This is a genomic window from Streptomyces sp. NPDC101118, assembly GCF_044759445.1.
Classification (GTDB): Bacteria; Actinomycetota; Actinomycetes; order Streptomycetales; family Streptomycetaceae; genus Streptomyces.
The window spans coordinates 441043-460879 of record NZ_JBIVZG010000004.1; the positions used below are offsets into that span (position 1 = coordinate 441043).

At 71.6% G+C, this 19837-nt stretch carries 19 protein-coding genes and 1 pseudogene; 5 read left to right on the top strand and 15 right to left on the bottom strand.

Going from position 1 to position 19837, the window contains the following annotated elements:
• Positions 1-31 precede the first annotated feature (31 nt).
• The 3 genes from ACIQUQ_RS10865 to pknB all read left to right on the top strand — a co-directional run bounded on the left by ACIQUQ_RS10865 (position 32) and on the right by pknB (position 5158).
• Positions 32-1468, top strand: a complete 1437-nt coding sequence (locus ACIQUQ_RS10865; RefSeq protein WP_399943960.1) for an FtsW/RodA/SpoVE family cell cycle protein — start codon at positions 32-34, stop codon at positions 1466-1468.
• Positions 1465-2928 carry a penicillin-binding transpeptidase domain-containing protein gene (locus ACIQUQ_RS10870; protein ID WP_403973736.1) on the top strand — a complete coding sequence of 488 codons (1464 nt, stop codon included), beginning with the start codon at positions 1465-1467 and terminating at the stop codon, positions 2926-2928. The genes ACIQUQ_RS10865 and ACIQUQ_RS10870 overlap by 4 nt, the downstream gene beginning before the upstream one ends.
• A gap of 208 nt (positions 2929-3136) precedes the next feature.
• Entirely contained in the window at positions 3137-5158 is a 2022-nt protein-coding gene (gene pknB / locus ACIQUQ_RS10875; RefSeq protein ID WP_403973738.1) for a Stk1 family PASTA domain-containing Ser/Thr kinase, read from the top strand.
• A gap of 163 nt (positions 5159-5321) precedes the next feature.
• Here pknB and ACIQUQ_RS10880 read toward each other — a convergent pair whose 3' ends face one another.
• The 6 genes and pseudogenes from ACIQUQ_RS10880 to ACIQUQ_RS10905 form a co-directional block, all read right to left on the bottom strand.
• Complete coding sequence (locus ACIQUQ_RS10880) at positions 5322-6011, bottom strand: class E sortase (protein ID WP_403973740.1); 690 nt, start codon at positions 6009-6011, stop codon at positions 5322-5324.
• A 10-nt stretch (positions 6012-6021) separates the two neighbouring features.
• Positions 6022-6843 (bottom strand): annotated as a pseudogene (locus tag ACIQUQ_RS10885) (class E sortase); the annotation flags it as partial.
• Positions 6789-7427 (bottom strand): aminodeoxychorismate/anthranilate synthase component II, encoded by a 639-nt coding sequence (locus tag ACIQUQ_RS10890; RefSeq protein WP_403973742.1) that lies wholly within the window; start codon positions 7425-7427, stop codon positions 6789-6791. The pseudogene ACIQUQ_RS10885 and the gene ACIQUQ_RS10890, both read right to left, overlap by 55 nt.
• Entirely contained in the window at positions 7424-7597 is a 174-nt protein-coding gene (locus ACIQUQ_RS10895) for a hypothetical protein (protein ID WP_403664801.1), read from the bottom strand. The genes ACIQUQ_RS10890 and ACIQUQ_RS10895 overlap by 4 nt, the downstream gene beginning before the upstream one ends.
• 32 nt (positions 7598-7629) lie before the next feature.
• A complete protein-coding gene (locus ACIQUQ_RS10900; RefSeq protein ID WP_403973744.1) occupies positions 7630-8337 on the bottom strand; it encodes a class E sortase in 708 nt (235 codons plus the stop codon).
• Positions 8306-9058 carry a DUF881 domain-containing protein gene (locus ACIQUQ_RS10905; RefSeq protein ID WP_399943975.1) on the bottom strand — a complete coding sequence of 251 codons (753 nt, stop codon included), beginning with the start codon at positions 9056-9058 and terminating at the stop codon, positions 8306-8308. Before ACIQUQ_RS10905 ends, ACIQUQ_RS10900 begins: the two co-directional genes overlap by 32 nt.
• A 90-nt stretch (positions 9059-9148) precedes the next feature.
• Between ACIQUQ_RS10905 and crgA the strand changes: the two genes are divergently transcribed.
• Positions 9149-9406 carry a cell division protein CrgA gene (gene crgA, locus ACIQUQ_RS10910; protein ID WP_403973748.1) on the top strand — a complete coding sequence of 86 codons (258 nt, stop codon included), beginning with the start codon at positions 9149-9151 and terminating at the stop codon, positions 9404-9406.
• 188 nt (positions 9407-9594) lie between these two features.
• On the opposite strand, the gene ACIQUQ_RS10915 is transcribed toward crgA, so the two are convergent.
• Together ACIQUQ_RS10915 and ACIQUQ_RS10920 are read right to left on the bottom strand one after the other, a co-directional pair.
• Positions 9595-10467 carry a rhomboid family intramembrane serine protease gene (locus tag ACIQUQ_RS10915; protein WP_403973751.1) on the bottom strand — a complete coding sequence of 291 codons (873 nt, stop codon included), beginning with the start codon at positions 10465-10467 and terminating at the stop codon, positions 9595-9597.
• 31 nt (positions 10468-10498) lie between these two features.
• Entirely contained in the window at positions 10499-11026 is a 528-nt protein-coding gene (locus ACIQUQ_RS10920; protein ID WP_403973754.1) for a peptidylprolyl isomerase, read from the bottom strand.
• A gap of 182 nt (positions 11027-11208) precedes the next feature.
• Between ACIQUQ_RS10920 and ACIQUQ_RS10925 the strand changes: the two genes are divergently transcribed.
• Positions 11209-11910, top strand: a complete 702-nt coding sequence (locus tag ACIQUQ_RS10925; protein WP_403973860.1) for a DUF5324 family protein — start codon at positions 11209-11211, stop codon at positions 11908-11910.
• A 92-nt stretch (positions 11911-12002) separates the two neighbouring features.
• Here ACIQUQ_RS10925 and ACIQUQ_RS10930 read toward each other — a convergent pair whose 3' ends face one another.
• The 7 genes from ACIQUQ_RS10930 to asnB all read right to left on the bottom strand — a co-directional run bounded on the left by ACIQUQ_RS10930 (position 12003) and on the right by asnB (position 19837).
• Positions 12003-12587, bottom strand: coding sequence for a LysM peptidoglycan-binding domain-containing protein (locus tag ACIQUQ_RS10930; protein ID WP_403973862.1), 585 nt, complete (start codon positions 12585-12587; stop codon positions 12003-12005).
• A gap of 120 nt (positions 12588-12707) precedes the next feature.
• On the bottom strand, positions 12708-13658 hold the full coding sequence (locus ACIQUQ_RS10935; RefSeq protein WP_403973756.1) for an EamA family transporter: 951 nt from the start codon (positions 13656-13658) through the stop codon (positions 12708-12710).
• A gap of 153 nt (positions 13659-13811) precedes the next feature.
• Complete coding sequence (locus ACIQUQ_RS10940) at positions 13812-14345, bottom strand: flavin reductase family protein (RefSeq protein ID WP_403973759.1); 534 nt, start codon at positions 14343-14345, stop codon at positions 13812-13814.
• Positions 14342-15823 (bottom strand): dihydroorotase family protein, encoded by a 1482-nt coding sequence (locus ACIQUQ_RS10945; protein WP_403973762.1) that lies wholly within the window; start codon positions 15821-15823, stop codon positions 14342-14344. Before ACIQUQ_RS10945 ends, ACIQUQ_RS10940 begins: the two co-directional genes overlap by 4 nt.
• Positions 15811-16962 (bottom strand): acyl-CoA dehydrogenase family protein, encoded by a 1152-nt coding sequence (locus ACIQUQ_RS10950; RefSeq protein WP_403973764.1) that lies wholly within the window; start codon positions 16960-16962, stop codon positions 15811-15813. Before ACIQUQ_RS10950 ends, ACIQUQ_RS10945 begins: the two co-directional genes overlap by 13 nt.
• Complete coding sequence (locus ACIQUQ_RS10955; protein WP_403973767.1) at positions 16941-18020, bottom strand: PrpF domain-containing protein; 1080 nt, start codon at positions 18018-18020, stop codon at positions 16941-16943. Before ACIQUQ_RS10955 ends, ACIQUQ_RS10950 begins: the two co-directional genes overlap by 22 nt.
• A complete protein-coding gene (gene asnB / locus ACIQUQ_RS10960) occupies positions 18017-19837 on the bottom strand; it encodes an asparagine synthase (glutamine-hydrolyzing) (protein WP_403973769.1) in 1821 nt (606 codons plus the stop codon). The genes ACIQUQ_RS10955 and asnB overlap by 4 nt, the downstream gene beginning before the upstream one ends.

The following is a 19837-nucleotide window of genomic DNA, read 5'->3' on the forward strand; positions in this document are numbered from 1 at the left end:
CAGCAAGCGGGCGCAGGGGGCCTGCCACACCATGAGCGTTGTCACCAACACGACCACCATCGGGGCCATCGAGCTGCCGAGCCGGCGCAACACCGAGCTCGTGCTGCTCGGCTTCGCCGTGGTCATCCCGATCTTCGCCTACGCCAACGTGGGCCTGGCCATCGACGGCAAGCTGCCCCCGGGCATGTTCGTCTACGGGCTGGCCCTCGCGGTCGTCGCGGGGATCGCGCACCTCGTCGTACGGCGCTTCGCCAAGTACGCCGACCCGCTGCTGCTGCCCCTGGGCATCCTGCTCAACGGTCTCGGCCTGGTCCTGATCTGGCGTCTGGACCAGTCGGAGCGGCTGCAGAACCGCGCCAAGGCGCTGTACGGCGTGTTCACGCCGTCCTCGCCGAACCAGATGATCTACACCGCCATGGGCATCGCCCTGTTCGCGGCCGTGCTGCTGGTCCTCAAGGACCACCGCACGCTCCAGCGGTACACGTACATCTCCATGGCCGCGGCGCTCGTGCTGCTCATCCTGCCGATCATCCCGGGCCTCGGCGCGGACGTGTTCGGCGCCAAGATCTGGATCCGGGTCGGCGGCTTCTCGATCCAGCCCGGTGAGTTCGCGAAGATCGTCCTGGCGGTCTTCTTCGCCGGCTACCTGATGGTCAAGCGGGACGCGCTGGCGCTGGCCTCGCGCCGCTTCATGGGTCTCTACCTGCCGCGCGGCCGCGACCTCGGACCGATCCTGATGATCTGGGCGATGAGCCTGCTCATCCTGATCTTCGAGAACGACCTCGGCACCTCGCTGCTGTTCTTCGGCATGTTCGTGATCATGCTGTACGTGGCCACCGAGCGGACCAGCTGGATCGTCATCGGCCTGCTGATGTCCGTCGGCGGCGCCGTGGTGGTCGCCGGCTTCTCCAGCCACGTCGGGGCCCGCGTCGCGGCCTGGACGGACCCCTTCGGCTGCTGGGAGCGCAACGGCGCCGACGCGGGCGCGTGTGAGCAGATCGCCCAGTCGATCATGAGCTACGGCTCGGGCGGGGTGCTCGGCGCCGGCTGGGGCCAGGGCAACTCCGACCTCATCGGCTTCGCGGCCAACTCCGACTTCATCTTCTCCACCGTCGGCGAGGAGCTCGGCCTCTCCGGGGTCATGGCCATCCTGCTGCTCTACGGCCTGGTCATCGAGCGCGGTGCGCGCACCGCCCTGGCGGCCCGCGACCCCTTCGGCAAGCTCTTCGCGATCGGCCTCTCCGGCGCCTTCGCCCTCCAGGTGTTCGTCGTCGCCGGCGGTGTGATGGGGCTGATCCCCCTCACCGGCATGACGATGCCCTTCCTCGCGTCCGGCGGTTCCTCCGTCCTCGCGAACTGGGCCCTCATCGGCATCCTGATCCGGATCAGCGACACCGCGCGCCGTCCGGCCCCGGCTCCGGCCGCCTCCCCCGACTCCGAGCTGACCCAGGTGGTGCGGCCCTCGTGAACAAGCCCCTGCGCCGCATCGCGATCTTCTGCGGTCTGCTGGTCCTCGCCCTGCTGCTGCGCGCCAACTGGCTGCAGTACGTCAAGGCCGAGGACCTGGCGACCCGCAAGGAGAACCGCCGGGTCCAGATCGCCCAGTACGCCTCGGAGCGCGGCAACATCATCGTCGGCGACAAGGCGATCACCGGCTCCGCGGTCACCGACGGCAGCGACTACAAGTACAAGCGCACCTACATCGACGGCCCCATGTGGGCGCCCGTCACCGGCTTCGCCTCCCAGGCCTTCGGCTCGACGCAGCTGGAGGCCCTGGAGGACGGCATCCTCACGGGCAACGACGACCGGCTCTTCTTCGACCGGACGATCGGCATGTTCACCGGGGAGAAGAAGCAGGGCGGCAACGTCGTCACCACCCTCAACCGCGCCGCCCAGGTGGCCGCGTACAAGGGCCTGGGCGACAACAAGGGCGCGGTCGCGGCCATCGACCCGCGGACCGGCGCGATCCTGGCGCTGGTGAGCACCCCCTCGTACGACCCCTCCAGCTTCGCGGGCAACTCGAAGAAGGACGAGAAGGCCTGGGTGGCGCTGAAGGACAGCCCGGACAAGGCGCTGGTCAACCGCGCGCTGCGGGAGACCTACCCGCCCGGCTCGACCTTCAAGGTGGTGACCGCCGCGGCGGCCCTGGAGCACGGTGTCGTCTCCGACATCAACGCCCCGACGGACACCCCCGAGCCGTACATCCTCCCCGGCACCCGCACGCCGATGGTCAACCACGCCTCCGGCTGCGAGAAGGCCAGCCTGAACGACGCCCTGAAGGTCTCCTGCAACTCCGTCTTCGCGAACATGGGCGACAAGGTCACCCGCGACAAGATGGTGGAGACGGCGGAGAAGTTCGGCTTCAACAACGGCAAGATCGACACCCCGGTCCGCGCCTACGCGAGCGTCTACGACAAGACGATGAGCCGCGACGGCAACGCCCAGTCCTCGATCGGCCAGTTCAACACCGCCGCCACCCCGCTGCAGATGGCGATGGTGGCCGCGGCCGTGGCCAACGACGGCAAGCTGATGAAGCCGTACATGGTCGACCAGCTGACCGCGCCCGGCCTGGACGTGCTGGAGCAGACCGAGCCGGAGGAGATGAGCCGTCCCCTCTCGGCCGAGAACGCCCAGAAGGTCCAGGAGATGATGGTCAACGTCGTCGAGAACGGCACCGGCCGCAACGCGGCCATCGACGGTGTGACGGTCGGCGGCAAGACGGGTACCGCGCAGCACGGCGAGAAGAACAAGAAGCGCCCGTACGCCTGGTTCATCTCGTACGCCAAGACCGACCAGGGCTCTCCGGTCGCGGTGGCCGTCGTCGTCGAGGACGCCGGCGCCGTCTCCCGCGAGGACATCTCCGGTGGCGGTCTGGCGGCGCCGATCGCCAAGGCGGTCATGCAGGCGGTGCTGAAGAGCCAGGGCTGAGCCCGGCAGGGGCCCCGGACCGGGGCCCCTGGGTCTGAAGTGACGTAAATCACCCACTGGTGCGGCCCGGTGGGTCGGTACCGGTCCTGTATCAGCCTGCGGTCACGGGCTTCGGACCCAGCCGCGCCCGGTAGCCTTTGCGCGAACAGCACACCGCCGGACCACACACGGGTGCGGTCGGGACTGACGGAGAGGGCTGGTAGTAGCTATGGAAGAGCCGCGTCGCCTCGGCGGCCGGTACGAGCTGGGCTCGGTGCTCGGCCGTGGTGGCATGGCCGAGGTGTATCTCGCGCATGACACCCGGCTCGGCCGCACCGTGGCCGTGAAGACGCTGCGGGCCGACCTCGCCCGCGACCCGTCCTTCCAGGCCCGGTTCCGCCGGGAGGCCCAGTCCGCCGCCTCGCTCAACCACCCGGCGATCGTCGCGGTCTACGACACCGGCGAGGACTACGTCGACAACATCTCCATCCCGTACATCGTGATGGAGTACGTCGACGGATCCACCCTGCGTGAGCTGCTGCACTCCGGCCGCAAGCTGCTGCCCGAGCGCACCCTGGAGATGACCGTCGGCATCCTCCAGGCCCTGGAGTACAGCCACCGCGCCGGCATCGTCCACCGCGACATCAAGCCCGCGAACGTCATGCTGACGCGCACGGGCCAGGTCAAGGTCATGGACTTCGGCATCGCCCGCGCCATGGGCGACTCCGGCATGACCATGACGCAGACGGCCGCCGTCATCGGCACCGCCCAGTACCTCTCCCCCGAGCAGGCCAAGGGCGAGCAGGTCGACGCGCGGTCCGACCTCTACTCCACCGGCTGCCTGCTGTACGAGCTGCTGACGGTGCGGCCCCCGTTCGTCGGCGACTCCCCCGTGGCCGTCGCGTACCAGCACGTGCGGGAAGAGCCCCAGCCGCCGAGCAACTTCGACCCCGAGATCACGCCCGAGATGGACGCCATCGTCCTGCGGGCCCTGGTCAAGGACCCCGACTACCGCTACCAGTCCGCCGACGAGATGCGGGCCGACATCGAGGCCTGCCTCGACGGCCAGCCGGTCGCGGCGACCGCCGCCATGGGCGCGGTCGGGTACGGCGGGTACGAGAACAACGGCTACGGCTACCCCGACCAGCCCACCACGGCGCTGCGCGCGACCGACGCGGGCCAGACGTCGATGATGCCGCCCATGCCCCCCGGCGACGGCGGCTACGACCCGCACGGGTACGACGACCGCGGTCCGGCCAGGCGCCGCCAGAAGAAGAGCAACGCGTCCACGATCCTGCTGGTCGTGGCCGCGGTCCTGGTGCTGGTCGGCGCGATCCTGATCGGCCGCTCGCTGTTCAGCAAGACCGGCGGCGACGGCGTCAGCGCCCCGCAGCTGGTCGGCCTGACCCTGGCCGACGCCCAGAACCGGGCGGACAACGCCGGCCTGAAGGTGGTCAAGGACAAGGAAGAGCCCTGCAAGGACCAGGCCAAGGGCCTCGTCTGCAGCCAGGACCCGGTCAAGGGCACCAGCGTGGAGAAGGGCTCCACCGTCCACGTGGTGATCTCCACCGGCGCTCCGAAGGTCCTGGTCCCCGACGTGACCGGCATCTCGTTCAACGAGGCCGAGAAGCAGCTGGTCGACAAGGGCTTCACGGTCGACCGGAAGAACGAGGAGTCGGACCGCAAGCCCGGCACCGTGATCAGCCAGGACCCCAAGGGCGACTCCTCGGTCGAGACCGGCACCAAGATCACCCTGACGGTGGCCAAGGAGGCCGAGAAGGCGATCGTCCCGGACCTGCTGGGCAAGACCCCCTCCGAGGCCCGCAAGGCCCTGGAGGAGGCCGACCTCAAGCTCGGCACGAAGGAAGAGGTCGACTCGACCGCGACGCCGAACACGATCGTCCAGCAGAGCCTGGAGGCCGGCTCGGAGGTCCAGCCCGGGTCGACGGTGAACGTCCAGGTCGCCAAGGCCGCGGCGAAGACCTCGGTGCCGCAGCTGTTCGGCAAGACCATCGCCGAGGCGCGGGTGATCCTCCAGCAGAACAACCTGACCTTCGGCACCGTCCTGTCCGGTCCCTCGGACGAGAACGCGCGCATCCTGACGACGGAGCCGGGCGCCGGCCAGCCGGTCGACGGGGGCACCGCGATCAACGTCACCACGATGGGCGGGGACGGCCAGCAGCAGGGCGGGAACAACAACGGCGGGAACAACGGCGGAGGCCTCTTCGGCGGGCTCTCCAGCGGCCGCTGAGGCCCTTCCGCGGTACTCCTGGAACTCCCCGTCGGCCCGGCCGGCGGGGAGTTCCGCTTTTCTGCCGGACAGCCGGGGCCGCCGGACAGCCGGCCCCGGCCGGGGCCCGCGGGTGGGCTCAGCCGGGGCCGTGGGCGGGCTCAGCCGGGTCCCGCGGGCGGGCTCAGCGGATTTCCGCGGGCGGGGTGCGGTCCGCGTCCACCTTCTGCGTGCGCTGGAGCTCGCCCCAGACGATGTAGCGGTACTTGGACGTGTAGACCGGCGTGCAGGTCGTCAGCGTGATGTACCGGCCGGGGACGACCTTGCCGGACTGGCGGGGCACGGGCGCCAGCACCTCGGTGTTGTACTTCGAGGTCTGCTGCAGCGCCGCGTAGACGCGGTAGACGTACCAGGTGTCGCGAGTCTCGAAGACGACCGCGTCGCCCGTGCGCAGCTTGTGGATGTTGTGGAACTTGGCTCCGTGGCCGTCCCGGTGGGCGGCGAGCGTGAAGTTGCCCTGCTTGTCCCAGGGGAGCGCCGACTTCACCGGCTCCGTGTAGTACCCCGCGACGCCGTCGTTGAGCACCTCGGGCGAGGTGCCGCGCTTGACCAGCACCTCGCCGTCGCCCATGGCGGGTACGTGGAGGAAGCCGATGCCGTCGCGGGTGTCGAGGGCGCCGGGGCCGGCTGCGGGGGGCGCCGACCGCCACACCTCGCGGACCTGGTCGCCGCGCTCGGCGGCCGAGCGGTCGGCCAGCACGTTGGTCCACCACAGCGAGTACGCGACGAAGAGCCCGAGGACCAGTCCGGCGGTGATCAACAGCTCGCCGAGCAGGCTCAGGGCGCCGGCGATGCGGCTGCGGCCTCGTGACAACGTCTTTCCCCTACGCGAGTGCGGGCGGCGCGCCCTGGCTGCGGGGACGCTCGTCGACCATCCTGCCCCAGACGATCATCCGGTACGTGCTGGTGAACTCGGGGGTGCAGGTCGTCAGCGTGAGGTAGCGGCCGGGTGCGGTGAAGCCGGAGCCCGCCGGGACCGGCGCGATCACGGACACGTTGGTCGGCGGGGTCTGCGGGAGGATGCTCGTCATCTCGTACGTGTAGTACGCGTCCCGGGTCTCGACCACGATCGGGTCGCCGGGGGTGAGCCGGTTGATGTACCGGAACGGCTCGCCGTGGGTGTTGCGGTGGCCGGCGACCGCGAAGTTGCCGCGCTTGTCGCCGGGCATCGCGGTCTTCAGCTGGCCCTCCGCGTAGTGGCCGACCATGCCGCGGTCGAGGACCCGCTGCTTGCTGATGCCCTCGGCGATGGGGACCTTCACGTCGAGCTTCGGGATGTACATGATCGCGAAGCCCTCGCCGGGCTCGAAGGCGGTGGGACCGGGCGCCGGCGGCGCCGCCGCCCAGTTCCGCTCCAGGTGGCGGGTGGCTCCGTCGGTCTCCCGGCCGGCCAGCACGTTCGTGTACCAGAGCTGGTAGGTGACGAAGAGCAGCATGAGGACGCCGAGGGTGATGAAGAGCTCCCCGGCCACGCGGCTCGCGATCACCAGGGGGCCGCCGCGGCGCCTGCGGCGCTCGCGCTTGGCGGCCTCCTGTGCTGCCCTCCGCCGCGCGGCCCGGCCCCCGGTGGGCGCGGGCGGCGCGACGGCGGTCACGCGAGTGCCTTGCCCACCACCGGGGCGAGCCCGGCGGAACGCTCGACGGCGCCCTTGTCACCGCAGTCGGTGAGCCAGTTGGCGAGCATCCGGTGGCCGTACTCGGTGAGCACGGACTCGGGGTGGAACTGCACGCCCTCGACCAGGTGCTCGCGGTGCCGCAGGCCCATGATGATCCCGTCCTCGGTGCGGGCGGTGACCTCCAGCACGTCCGGGAGGGTCATGGGCTCGGCCGCGAGCGAGTGGTAGCGGGTGGCCGTGAAGGGCGAGGGCAGGCCGCGGAAGACGCCCTGGCCCTCGTGGGTGACCGGGGAGGTCTTGCCGTGCAGCAGCTCGGGCGCCCGGCCGACCACACCGCCGTACGCGACGGCCATGGACTGCATGCCGAGGCAGACGCCGAAGACCGGGACGCCGGTGTCGGCGCAGTGGCGGACCATGTCCACGCAGACGCCGGCCTCCTCGGGGGTGCCGGGGCCCGGGGAGAGGAGGACGCCGTCGAAGCCGTCCTGCGCGTGGGCCAGCTCGACCTCGTCGTTGCGCAGCACCTCGCACTCGGCGCCCAGCTGGTACAGGTACTGGACCAGGTTGAAAACAAAGCTGTCGTAGTTGTCCACGACCAGAATGCGCGCGCTCACCGGGTCCCCGATCCCTCGTCGACGGTCACATCGTTGAACGGAAGGAGGGGCTCGGCCCAGGGGAAGACGTACTGGAAAAGCACGAAGACCACCGCGAGGACCAGGGCCAGGGAAATCAGCGCGCGAACCCACGCGTTTCCCGGCAGATGGCGCCAGATCCAGCCGTACATGCCGTCCCTTCCGTTCCGTGTACCGCACCAGATTACGGGCTGAGGTGTCCCGTGGAACGGGTCTCGGTGAGTTCGGCCCAGACGATGAGACGGTGGCTGTGGCCCCACTCCGGCTCGCAGGTCGTGAGGGTGAGGTAGCGGCCGGGGGCGGTGAAGCCCGACTTCGCGGGGACGGGGTCGAGGACGGCGACGTCGGTGGGCAGGGTCCGCAGGGGCCGGTTCGTGATCCGGTACGTGTACCAGGTGCGGGCGTCCTTGATCAGCACGCGGTCGCCGGGCCGCAGCAGCGGGAAGTCCTTGAAGGGGTCCCCGTACGTGCGCCGGTGGCCGGCGACGGCGAAGTTGCCGGTGCCGCCGAGGGGGGCGCTGGCCGCGTAGTGGCCGAGGCCCCGCTTGAGGACGCCGGGGGCGGTGCCCTCCAGGAGGGGCTTGCGCCAGTCGGCACCGAGGCGGGGGATGTACATCTCGGCGAAGGCGGTGCCCTCGGCGTACCGCTCCTCGGCCGGCGAACCCGCGGTGCCGGCGGCGGGGGCGGCCGACTGCCAGCGGGCGCGCAGGCGCTCCATCTCGCCGTCCATGGCGAGGTCGGCCTTGACCCCGGTCCAGAAGAGCAGGTACGCGACGAAGAGGACGATCAGCGTGCCGGTGGTCAGACAGAGTTCGCTGAGCGTCCGGACGGTCAGCCGGAGCACGGTCCGGCCGTCCCACCTACTGCTGCGGTTGCTCCACGGGCTTCGCATAGTGGAGGTCAACTGTGCCCGAATAGCCGGGCAGAGTCAGCGCCTTGTGGTCCTCCACTTTCCAGCCCAGGCCGTAGGCGTTGACGTAGAGCTGGTAGTTCTGGATGGCCGGCGAGGCGGTGAGGGCCCGGCGCAGCTGCGCGGGGTCGCCGACGGCGGTGACCTTGTAGGGGGGCGAGTAGACCCGGCCCTGGAGGATCAGGGTGTTGCCGACGCAGCGCACGGCGCTGGTGGAGATCAGGCGCTGGTCCATGACCCGGATGCCTCGGGCGCCGCCCTGCCAGAGGGCGTTCACCACGGCCTGGAGGTCCTGCTGGTGGATCACCAGGTCGTTGGGCTGGGGCTCGGGGACGTTGGGGATGCGGGCGGTGGCGCCGGGCGGGGCGTCGTTCAGGGTGACGGTGACGGCGCGGCCGGTGATGGGGTCGGTACCGGCTGCCTTCTCGAGCGCGTTGAGCTTGGCGTCCTCGGCGCGGGTGCTGCCGTCGTCGCGTTCGGCGAGGGCGTCGACCTCCTTGCGGATGACGCCGGTACGGTCCTCGAGGTCCGCGTTGTCCTGGCTGCGGTCGTGGATCAGATCGGAGAGTTTCAACAGCGAGGTGTCGGTGCGGATGTCCGTACCCTTGGACGTGTTGAAGCTGGTCACGAAGATGAGACCGGCGAGCGCGAACACGCCGGCCGTGAGCAGCCGGACCGGCCTGCGGTCGTCGGAATTGCTCAACGTACCCTTCTCCTTCAGCGCCCCTGACCCACTACGCTAACGGACGCCCGGGGGAGGCTCGTCCCCAGCGCATCGACAGGAGAGACCCTCGTGCCGAAGTCACGTATCCGCAAGAAGGCCGACTACACGCCGCCGCCGGCGGCGAAGCAGGCACAGACCATCAAGCTGGGCAACCGCGGCTGGGTGGCTCCGGTGATGCTGGCCATGTTCCTGATCGGCCTGGCCTGGATCGTCGTCTTCTACGTGACCGATACCCGGCTGCCCATCGAGGCGCTGGGCAATTGGAACATCGTGGTCGGTTTCGGCTTCATCGCCGCGGGTTTCGGCGTATCCACCCAGTGGAAGTAAGTCAAGCTCTCCGCAGAGTTATCCACAGCGCTATCCACACCTGAGGAAAAGGCAGAAGATCTGTGGATAACCTGGACCCAGGTTGACGCCGGTGTGATTGATCCGGCCGCCGACCTGGGTCTTCTCGGTTCCAGGGGCTCTTTCCACATCGTGCACAAGATCCGCCACGGACTGTGGACAACTTCCGCTCAGGTGAGCGCGGCGGTCCTCAGGAGCACGGCCGCGAGCACACCCGCGAGGACCAGCCCACAGGTCCCCCACTGGACGAGCGCACGGCGCTCGCGGGGTGCGTAGACCATGCCCGCGCCCATCACGGCTCCGGCGACGAGACCGCCGATGTGGGCCTGCCAGGAGATCCCGCCCCAGCCGAAGGTCATGATCAGGTTGATCGCCAGCAGCGCGATCACCGGCCGCATGTCGTAGCGCAGCCGCCGCATCAGCACGGCGGTCGCGCCGAACAGGCCGAAGATGGCGCCCGAGGCGCCGAGGGTCAGGGAGAACGGCGGCTCCAGCAGGTAGACCAGCGCGCTGCCGGCCAGGCCCGAGAGCACGTAGAGGGTCAGGTACCTGGCCCGGCCCAGCGCCTGCTCCAGGGGCCCGCCCAGCCACCAGAGGCTGAGCATGTTGAAGCCGATGTGCCAGATCTCCTCGTGCAGGAACATCGAGGTCAGCAGCCGGTACCACTGGCCGTCCACGACGCCCTGGAGATCGGTGTTCCAGTAGTAACCGCCGATCAGTCCCAGCTCACGGAGCACCGGGTTCCCGAAGCCGTCGCCGCCCACCGCGTGCACGGCGATGAAGAAGGCGACGTTGATGCCGACGAGCACCTTCGTGACCAGGTGCGGGTCCCCCGCGACGGTCCCGCCGACCACGGTGCGCGGCTGGTTCGCGGCCGGGCCGTGGCCCGTACCGGAGCCGGTGCGCACGCACTCGGGGCACTGGAAGCCCACCGAGGCGTCGACCATGCAGTCCGGGCAGATCGGGCGCTCGCAGCGAGTGCAGCGGACGCCGGTCTCGCGGTCCGGGTGGCGGTAGCAGCCCGGCAGGTGCTCGGTTTCCATCGGTCCCCCTCGTGTGGGCTCGGCCCGTGCGTCAGCGCTTCTCGACGACGACCGACTGGAGCACGACGTCCTCCAGAGGGCGCTCGGTGCGCGGGTTGGTCGGCGTACCCGCGATGGCGTCGACCACCTTGCGGCTGGCGTCGTCGACGACCTCGCCGAAGATGCTGTGCTTGCGGGTCAGCCAGGCGGTCGGGGCGACCGTGATGAAGAACTGCGAGCCGTTGGTGCCCGGGCCCGCGTTCGCCATGGCCAGCAGGTAGGGCTTGGTGAAGTTCAGGTCGGGGTGGAACTCGTCCGCGAAGGTGTAGCCGGGGCCGCCGGTGCCGTTGCCCAAGGGGTCGCCGCCCTGGATCATGAAGCCGCTGATCACCCGGTGGAAGACCGTGCCGTCGTAGAGGGGGTCGGTGGTCTTCGCCCCGGTCTCCGGGTTGACCCACTCGCGCTCGCCCTTGGCGAGTTCGACGAAGTTGCGGACCGTCTTCGGCGCGAAATCCGGAAGAAGGAGGATTTCGATGTCTCCGTGACTGGTCTTCAGGGTGGCGTACAGCTTCTCGGCCACGAATCTGCCTTCCATAGTCCTCACTGACGTCCTCCGATCCTCGCACGGCCGGGGTGAGAGGGGACAAACCGTCGGCGGGACACCCGGATGCCTTTGCGCGCGTGCCGGCCAGCGTTATGACAGGCATGATCCGACAAAGGGTGGAAAGGTGAGCTGTGTCCGCCACCGAGGAGGAGGAACACGTGACCCGCATGGACAGCGTGCGCGCCGCCGGGACTTCGGCGAAGGAAAGCGTGCGGCACGCCGCGGAAGTGGTGGCGCCGTACGCCGAGACCGCCAGGGACGCGGCGACGCAGTACGCGCACGAGGCGCGCGTACGCGTGGCGCCGAAGGTCGCGAGCGCCGCACACCAGGCGCGCGCCCAGTACGACGTACACCTCGCACCGCGTATGCATCAGGCCCGGGAGGCGCTTCCTCCCCAGGTCGACCAGGCAGCCACGAAGGCGGTGATGAACACGCGCAAGGCGGCCCGCCAGGCCGTCGACTACACCGCTCCGCGCATCGAGAGCGCGGTCGAGGCGACCAGGCCGGTGGCCGTGGAGGCTGCGGCGCGCTCGACCGCGGCACTGTACGCGCTCAGGGGGCAGGTGACGCCCCACGAGATCCGGAAGATGGCGCGCCGGCACGAGCGGCGGCACAAGACCGCACGGATCCTCAAGGGCGTCGCGGTCGTCGGCGTGGTGGCCGGCGTCGCGTTCGCGGTCTGGAGGTGGTGGGACCAGCAGTCGAACCCGGACTGGCTGGTCGAGCCGCCGGCCGCGACCGAGGTCCCGGACCCCGGCGGACTGGGCTCGCTGGACGGCAGCTCGTCGTCCAACGGCGCCTACGACCCCGAGGTCGAGGCCAAGCAGGCCGAGGCCGACCGGGAGCGCGGGGACCTCTGAGCCCCGGCCCGTCAGGCCCCACAGAACCCGGGGCCCGGATCCGATGGAGGATCCGGGCCCCGGCTCCGTGTGGCCGTCGGGCGCGCCTGCTCTCAGCCGGGGAGGGTGAGGACCATGCCCGGGTGGATCATGTCGGGGCTGTTCCCGATGACGCCCCGGTTCATGGCGTAGAGCTCCCGCCACCGCGCCTCGTTGCCGAGCTGGGTACGGGCGATCGCGGCGAGCGAGTCGCCGGGCTTCACGGTGTACGTGCGCTTCCTGGCGGCCGGCGGCGGCTGGGCGGCGGGGGTGGTGGTCATGGCGGTGTCGGCTGCCGGGGTCATCGCGGTGTCCGGTGCCGGAGCCATGGCGGTGTCGGCTGCCGGGGCCATGGCGGTGTCCGGTGCCGGAGCCATGGCGGTGTCCGGTGCCGCGGTCATCGCGGTGTCCCGTGCCGCGGTCCCGGGCATCGGGGCCATGGGCTCCGGGGCCATGGCGATGCCGGGCGTCGGGGCGACCGTGGGCGACGAGGCGGACTGCTTGGCGGTCCCCGCGCCCGCGTACCTGGTCGTGGTGCCGGCCGGTCCTGCGGTGGGCCCGTCCGTGGCCGCCCGCTGCTCCTGGACCTGCTCCTTCACCGTGTCGGCCGGGTGGTGCGCCCGTTTCCTGTCTGGTTTGAGGAAGTCGAAGATTCCCATGTCGGTCACGCCTCCGGGCGACGGGTCTTCCCCCACTTCCAAGGATCCCACCGCACGGCGCCGGGGGACCCGGTCCCGCGGCCTTCCGGGCGAACGGTTCCGGTCCGGCCGGTCCGGTCCTCAGCCGGAGGTCCGCTCGGGAGTGGCCGCGGCCGGCCGTACGGCCTCCGCCCCGTCCCCGGCGGGCGGCCCGGCGCCCTCCTCCAGGGAGACCGCCACCCCGGCGGCCAGGACCAGGGCCATGCCGGCCAGCTGCCAGATCCCGAGGGCCTGGGCCAGTACCGCGAACCCGATCAGGGCGGCCACGGCGGGCTCCAGGCTGAAGAGGATGCCGAAGGTCCGCGAGCTCAGCCGGCGCAGCGCCGCCATCTCCAGCAGGTACGGGACGATCGGGAACAACACCGCGACGCCCGCCACCGCCAGGAGCACCAGCCACCGGTCACCGCCCGCGTCGGCCAGCCCGCGCACGGCCTCCGAGAGCCCGAAGGGCGCCACCACCAGGGCGCCGACGGTGATCGAGGCGGCCAGGCCCTGGAAGCCTTCGAAGGTGCTGCCGACCGCCTTGGTCAGCACGATGTACAGGGCCCAGCAGACCGCCGCACCCGCCGCGAAGGCCAGGCCCAGCGGGTCCAATCCGGCCGCGCCGTCCAGCGCGTGGTCCTCGGTCAGGGTGATCAGCGCGACTCCCCCGCCGGCGGCCAGCGCCCACAGCACGTCCCGGACGCGGCGCGAGCCGATCAGCGCCACCGTGAGCGGCCCGAGGTAGTCGATGGTGGCGGCGATGCCGAGCGGGATCCGGTCGATGGCGGCGGCGAAGAACAGGGTCATCCCGCCGGACACGGCGCCCAGCACCAGGACCGAGCCGAGCTGCCGCGGGGTCTTGCCGCGCAGCACCGGCCGGGCGACGGCGAGCAGCAGCAGTGCGGCGAAGACCAGCCGCAGCGCGGTCGTCCCGCGCACTCCCACGTGGTCGAACAGCGGCTTGGAGGCGGCCAGGCCCAGCTGGAGCACCGTCATCGAAGCCACCGCGTAACCGGTCACCGGTATGCGCGGCCCGCGTCCCGCACCCATGGCGCCCCTCCCCCGTCGACCGCCCCAGCCTCACCCAGGAGCACCGGCCGTGTCCCGGGCATTCCCGCTACGGGCCGAGAGCGTCCGCCTTTTGGCCGGGACCGGGCGGGGAGCGGCGTCCCCTGCCCCCGGTACGGCGTCCCAGCCCACGGCTCAGGCTCCCGGACGGGGGGCGGGGCGGGCGTGCGCGAAGCCGCGCTGGTGCCACAGCAGCCCCCCGGCCGGAGTGAGGCCGAGCCCGTCCTCGTCGACCGAGACCACACGGCCGACGAGGATCGTGTGGTCACCGCCGTCCAGGGTCTCGTGGCGCTCGCACACCAGGCGCAGCGCGGAGTCGGCCAGGCCGGGGGCCGCGCCCTCGCCCGCGGCCAGCCGGACGCCGTCGAAACGGCGGTCCGGGCGACCGGCGAACTTCAGGGCCAGCTCCTCGTCCCCCGGGGCCAGCAGGTTCACGCAGAAGGATGAGGCCCCGACCAGCGCGTCGTGGCTGGAGGACTTCCGGTCCAGGCAGACCAGGAACAGCGGCGGGTCCAGGGAGAGGGAGGAGACGGCACTGGCGGTCAGTCCGCGCGGGGCGCCGTACTCGTCGTAGCAGGTCACGACCGTGACGGGGGCGGCCAGCGCGGCCATCGCGGCACGGAACTCCTCCGCGGTGACCCCGGTCCGCTCCAGCAGTGCGGCGCTCATCGGGCTCCCTCCGTCTCGGAACCGGCAGCCGTCTGTGTTTCACGTGAAACATGGGCGCTGTCCGCAGCGAGCTGTCCCAGGACCGCCGGGGCGGGTGCGAGCCAGCGGCCGGCCGGAGTGCCGGTGAATCCGGAGCGGACGTCCCAGACCTGCTCGCCGCCCTTGATGACGGTGGTGAAGCGGCCGCGGAAGAGCCAGCCCTCGTAGGCGGACCAGCCGCACTTGGCCTGGATGTCGTCCCGGGTCGGCTGCCAGCGCTCCGCCGGGTCGAGGATCGCGAGGTCGGCGTCGGCGCCGGGGACCAGCCTGCCCTTGCCGGGGAGCCTGAAGAGGTCGGCGGGGCCCGAGCCCATCAGCCGTGCCAGGTGCGCGGCCGCCTGGTCCGGGTCGACCCGCTTGGTCATCATGCCGGTCCAGGCCGCGATGGCGAGCTCCTGGACGCCGGGCAGGCCGGGCGGAGCGTCGGCCGGGACCTTGTTCTTCTCCTCGATGGTGTGCGGCGCGTGGTCGCTGCCGAGGCTTGCGGCCTCGCCGGTCAGCGCCGCGTGCCACAGCCGGTCCTGGTCGCCCAGGCCCCGGATGGCGGGCGAGAGCCGGGTGCGCGGACCGCGCCGGCAGGTGTCGGCATCGGTGAAGGAGAGGTGGTGGCCGGTGACCTCGAAGGTCAGCGGCAGTCCCTCCTGGGCGGCGGCGACGAGCATGTCCGCCTCCTCCGCCGTGGAGGCGTGCAGGATGTGGGCGCGGGTGCCGTACGTCCGGACGAGCTGGATCACCTTGGCGCAGGCCACGATCGCGCCGGAGCGGGGGCGGTGGGGCTCGTACTCGTCGTACGAGCCGGGCTCGCCGCGCCAGGTGTCGAGCAGGTCGAAGATGTGCTGGTCCTCGGCGTGCAGCACGAGCTGGACGTTGCCTCGCGCGGCGGCGGCGAAGGCGTCCTCCAGGGCCCGCCAGTCACGGAAGACCACGGGGGCGGTGTGGTGTCCGGCCATGAACACCTTGGCGGAGGTGGCGACTTCGGGGTCGAGGGTGGCCAGCACCTCGGGGTGCTCGGGGTCCGCGCCGATGTGGAAGCGGTAGTCCACCCAGGAACGGCCCTCGATGATCGCGGCCTTGGCGCGGACGTCGTCCTCGTTCAGCGACGGCGGGCGGGTGTTGGGCATGTCCAGCACGGTGGTCACGCCGCCGGCGATCGCCGCCCGGCTCCCGTGCTCCCAGTCCTCCTTGTACTCCAGGCCCGGGGTGCGGAAGTGCACGTGCGAGTCGATGAGTCCGGGCAGGACGTACCGTCCGGCCGCGTCGACGCGCGGGCCTTCGGGGAGTTGCTCGCCCGGCTCCAGGACGGCGTCGATCCGGCCGTTGCGGATGACGACGGCGCCGTCCTTGACGCCTTCGGGGGTGACCAGGCGGCCGCCCGTGACGACGAGGTCGGCGGTGACCGTGCGGCCGGTCAGCTGGTCGGCGGAGTTCAGCGGTTCCATGAGAGGCTCACCAGTTCCCTGCAGAGGTCGTTCGTGGGGCCCATGAGGGCGACGGCGCGGGCGTCCCGGCCGTACCGGTTGACGGGGTGGTTCTCGACGTATCCGGCCGAGCTGAGGATCTGCTCGACCTCGGAGACGACCCGTTCGGCGGCGGCGGAGGCGAAGAGCTTGGAGTGGAGGGTGGTCAGCCCCGGGTCGGCGGACTCGCGGCGGCCGGCCCGCTCGACCACCGCGCGGGCGGCCTCGACCTGCGTGGTCAGGTCGACCAGCCGGTAGCGCAGGGACTGGTGGCCGTACAGGCCGCGCTTCGCGGCGTGCGCGTGGGCGGCGTCCAGGGCCGCCTGGGCCAGTCCGACGGCGACCGCGCCGAGGGTCGCGCCGCTCTCCCGCACCCTGGCGATGACGGAGGCCGCCACGCCTTCGGCGCCGAGCCGGTCCCCGTCGGTGACGTGGCAGTCGCGCAGGTCGACGAAGCCGGTGGCGGAGCCGCGCATGCCGGCCAGCCGCATCGAGGTGTCCGGGACGAGGCCCGGGTTGTCGCCGCGGACGAGGAAGAAGGTCTGCCCGGCGGCGCCGTAGCCGGTGTCGCCCCCGGCCCCCGTGTCGTCGCCGGTCTGGGCCAGCACGAGGTAGACGTCGGCCACTCCGGCGCTGGTGGTGAAGGCCTTGGCCCCGTCGAGGCACCAGCCGGTGTCGGTCCGGACGCCCTTGGTGGCCAGGTTCTTCTTGTTGGCGCCGGCCCCGGTCTCGCTCCAGGCGGAGGCGGCCAGCCACTCGCCCGAGGCGAGCTTGGGGAGCAGCTCGCGGTGCTGGGCGGGGGTGCCCTGCTCGACGATGCGGCTGCTGACCGCGAAGTGCTGGAAGAGCATGATCGAGGCGGAGGCGTTGACCGCGGCCACCTGCTCGACGCAGCGGTTGAGGTCGACCGGGCCGGCGCCCGCGCCGCCGAACTCGCGCGGCACGGCCAGCCCGAGGAGGCGGCTCTCGCGGAGGACCGCGACGGCGTCCAGGTCGGGCTCGCCGGTCCGGTCCGCGGCCACGGCGCAGGAGGCCAGCGCGTCGCGCACCTCGGGGTCGAGCGCCGACAGCGAGAGCCGCAGCCCGGCGTCGGGGGTGGTCAGACTGGCAGTGGCAGACATGCGCGCTCCTGGGACGAGGACGGGGAAGTGGAGAGGGAGGGGGCGGCGGCGTACGGGAAGCGGGCGGCGGGCAGCCCGGCCCAGCCCTGGTAGTCGACGCGCTTCCCGGCGACCGAGACCCAGGCCAGCCGAGGACCGGTCTCCGTCCGCACGGACGACGCGGAGACCTGGAGTTCTCCGCCCGGCGTGACGAGCGTGACGAGGCCCTCGCGGTAGCCGCTGTTCCAGGCGAGCGACCACGGGACGGTGCCCTCGATGCCGACCGCCGTCCCCAGGCAGATGGCGCCGGTCAGGGCCAGCGTCGGGTGCCACGAGGGCACGGAGACCGCCCGGACGGCCAGGGCGCCGCCCTCCTGCGGCAGCACGGCCGCGATCTTGGGGAAGGCCCCGGACGGGTCCCAGCCCTGCTGCTCGCACACCGCGAGCCGGATCCGGGCGAACTGGTCGAAGAGCTTGCCGTCGGCGGCGAAGAGCTGCTCCTTCGTCTCCACCCCGAGGTGGCGGGCGGGGACGAACACGTACGGGTTGCCCATCGAGACCAGCGAGACCGGGACGACCATCCGGTCCACGTGGACCTCGGTGACCGGCTCCCCCGTCATCAGCAGCTCGGCGTACGGCTTGGTCGGCGTGCACAGGAAGTGCGCCGTGAAGCTCGTGCCGCCGTCGGAGGTCTCCTCGACCTCGCAGACCACGTTGTCGCCGTTGTTCAGCACGTTCACGCGCACCCGGGCACCGGGGACGAGCGGCGGGATCATCCCGGACCTGGCGGCCGCCTCGACGGCCGCCAGGATGGAGTGCCCGCAGGAGCCGCGCAGGTCGAACGAGGCGTGCGACTGGGGCAGCGACTGCACGAACCGGTAGTCCAGGTCGAACAGCGGGTGCGCGGAGGGCCGCACGATCGCGTTCTTCAGCACGTCGCCGGCGCCGTCGGCGCTGAGGTCCGCGCGGATGGCCGTCAGGCTGTCGAGCAGCTCGTCGGTCTCCTCGGGCAGGCCCTGGCCGTCGAGGACCAGCGTGGGGCAGGGCGCTCCGTGGGCGTTGGCGAAGTAGCCGCTCACCGCGCCCCCTGGAGGGAGTCCGCCCGGGAGGCTGCGGCGCCGAAGAACTGCGTGCGCCACATCTGGTGGGACATCAGCGCCCAGATCGCCAGGGACGCGCCGTCGGACGGACGGGTCGCCTGCTCCTCGAAGAGGCCGGTGACCACCTCGGGGCGGATGCGGCCGTCCGCGCGCAGCGCGCCCTCCGACAGGGCGTCACGGGCGACGTCCCACAGGGCCTGGCCCGGCGTGAGCATCGCGGTGATGGGCAGGGTGAAGGGCTGCTTGGGGCGGTTGAGGACGCTGTCCGGGACCAGGCCCCCGGCCGCCGCGTACAGCGCCCGCTTGACCCCGGTGGAGTTGATCTTCTGCTCGTCGGTGAGGGTGGTGGCGAACCGGACCACCTCGGGCTGGCAGAACGGCAGCCTGGCCTCGACGGAGCTGGCCATCGACAGGTGGTCCACCCGCCGCAGGTGGTACGAGGGCAGCCGGTACTGCTGCTCGATGGCGCAGATGCGCCGCATGCGCGAACCCTGGCCGCCCTCCAGCGTCTCGGTGAGCCCGGCCGGCAGGGCGGGGCCGTGGGCCCGTACCGCTCCGGCGTACTCGTCCGTGTACAGCCGCTCGCGCAGGGCGCGGGGCACCGCCGAGAGGTGGTCGAGGTACTCCTGGACCCAGCCGAGGCCACCGGGTGCGGCCATGGCGTGCGTCATCCGCGCGTAGCCGCCGAACAGCTCGTCCGCCGCGTCCCCGGTGAGGGCGACCTTGAAGCCCGCGTCGCGGACCGCGCGGAACAGGGAGAACGTCGACAGGGTGATGGGGTCGGCGTTGGGCTGCCCCAGGTGCCAGACCACGTCCGCCAGCAGGTCGGGGAAGGTGGCCGGGTCGACCTCGACCTGGTGGTGCACCGTGCCGGCGCGGCCGGCGACCTCGGCGGCGAAGGCGCGCTCGTCCGAGGGCCAGTTGCCGGTGTAGGCGATGTTGAAGGTGTGCAGCCGGTCGGTGGCCCGCGCCGCGAGGGCGGTGACCAGGCTGGAGTCCAGACCGCCGGAGGTGATCGCGGCGACGGGGGCGTCGGCGATCAGCAGCCGGGAGACCTCCTTGGCCAGCAGCTCGCGCAGCTCCTCGCCGGCCTGGGCCAGGCTCCGCGCGGTGTCGGGGCCGGCGGCGGTGTGGCCGAGCGGACGGGTGGTGATGCGCAGTCCGCCGCGGCGGCCGACCACGGCCGTGGCGGCCGGGGGCAGCACCTGGATGCCGCGGAACATGGTGCGGTCGCCGAAGGGGGTCTTCGAGACCAGGTAGGCGTCGAGCCCGTACTCGTCCTCCTCGGCCGTGACGTCGGCGAAGCCGAGCAGCGCGGGGATCTCGGAGGCGAAGCGGAACCGGCCGTCGGCCTCGTCCCAGGCGTAGTAGAGCGGCTTCATGCCCGACTCGTCGGTGGCGATGACGAGCTTGGGCTCTTCGCGCAGGTCCATGACCGCGACGGAGTACATGCCGTCGAGCTGCTCGGCGAAGCGCTCGCCGTACTCCAGGTAGAGGGCGGGCAGCACGGAGCCGTCGCAGTTGTCCGGGATGCGGTGGCCGCGCGCCTCCAGGCGGGCCGCCAGCTCGCGGTGGTTGTACAGCTCGCCGTTGAAGACGACCGTGACGGCGCCGAGGCGGTACGGCTGCTCGCCGCCCTCGGGGTCCATGATCGAGAGCCGGTTGTTGCCGAGGGCCCAGTCGTCCTTCCCGGTGAAGGTCTGGGCGTCGGGGCCGCCGTGGCGCAGCAGAGCGGCGACTGTGCGCAGCTCCTGGTCGCTCGTGCCGGCATTGAAGGATCCGTAGATACGGCACAT